1 protein-coding gene is annotated in these 1,188 nt (G+C 30.6%); it reads right to left on the bottom strand.

All coding sequences use genetic code 11. The features are described 5' to 3' along the window. Positions 1-211: 211 nt before the first annotated feature. Positions 212-1,009 (bottom strand): hypothetical protein, encoded by a 798-nt coding sequence (locus V4596_05755; GenBank protein MES2768635.1) that lies wholly within the window; start codon positions 1,007-1,009, stop codon positions 212-214. Positions 1,010-1,188: the final 179 nt, after the last annotated feature.

Raw genomic sequence — 1,188 nt, 5'->3', positions numbered from 1 at the left:
CTATGGGGAAAATCTACCGTTATGAATAGTATAGATATTTGAAACTGGACTTTTTAATGAGGACATATGATCGATGCTTAATTTTTAATCCGAAAACTTATCTTAATATATTCTTAATATAAATTGTTTATCTATTTTTTAAGCAAAGTGTTGAGGATTTCAAGAGGTTAGGTATGGAATTATATGCTTTAAGATTAGTAGTTCAATTAAGTCACTCTGAAAACATGTCATATGTGACAAGCTTAAAGTAGGCTAAAAATTCTCTTAGAGACTGATCATCTGACATCGTTAATTCAGATCCATTTATTTTTTTAATTTCTAAATTTATAAACCCTGTTGTAGCATCGACCACAGTTGTGCAACTACTATCTTGATTCGAACAAGATCGACGAGATTGATCCGTAAAATGAATTGTTCCCTGAACATTCAATTGCCCAAAAGTCATCGCAACATTCATTGAATTCTGAGAAATATAATCATCGTAATTCATAATATATATATCTGGAGAATTTAAAGAGCGAATCTTGTTTTGTCCAAAACTTAAGTTTTCTTTAGAATTATATTTCCCATTTAAAGAATTATAATCCATTAATCCTCTAGAGATTTTCCCATTAACATACAAATCATTGAATGTAATTTTGTCATCGAACAAACCTTGTTTAAAGGAACCTTTTAGCTCAACTCCCGCTAAATAACCGCTAACTAATCGATTCCCCCAAGATAAATGGGAAACCAAATCATTTTTAACTTGAGTTGTTGTTGAGTTTAAAATCCTTAAAACCTTCACATTTTTGTACTTCAAATATGTATTTATAATCCCTTTATCAGAACTTGCCATACCTTTTATGATATATTTGGCATTGCTTGGATTCATTGACTCAACGGTGAGGTCAAAATTCATAAATTCTGAAATATTGCTTTTGTGGATAGAGCCACTGAGTGTAGTTGCATATGCACCTGGGGAAACTATCAGAAAAGAAAATATAACTAAATGCAAAGCTTTAGACATAAAATTTCCTATTAAATACTTACAGATGCTATTTAGAGTTTTTTGGATTAATTTCCAAAGCTCAAAACAACCGTTTATTTAAGTTAAGGCAACTTAGCAGGATTTCGTTATCTAAAATAGATGTAATGATTTTTGACAGATACTTTTTACAAAAAAGGCCAGCATCGCTGGCCTTTTTA

It is taken from the genome of Bdellovibrionota bacterium, assembly GCA_040386775.1.
GTDB lineage: Bacteria > Bdellovibrionota > Bdellovibrionia > Bdellovibrionales > JAEYZS01 > JAEYZS01.
The sequence above is the reverse complement of the archived record's forward strand: the minus strand, read 5'-3'. Positions and strand labels throughout refer to the sequence as shown.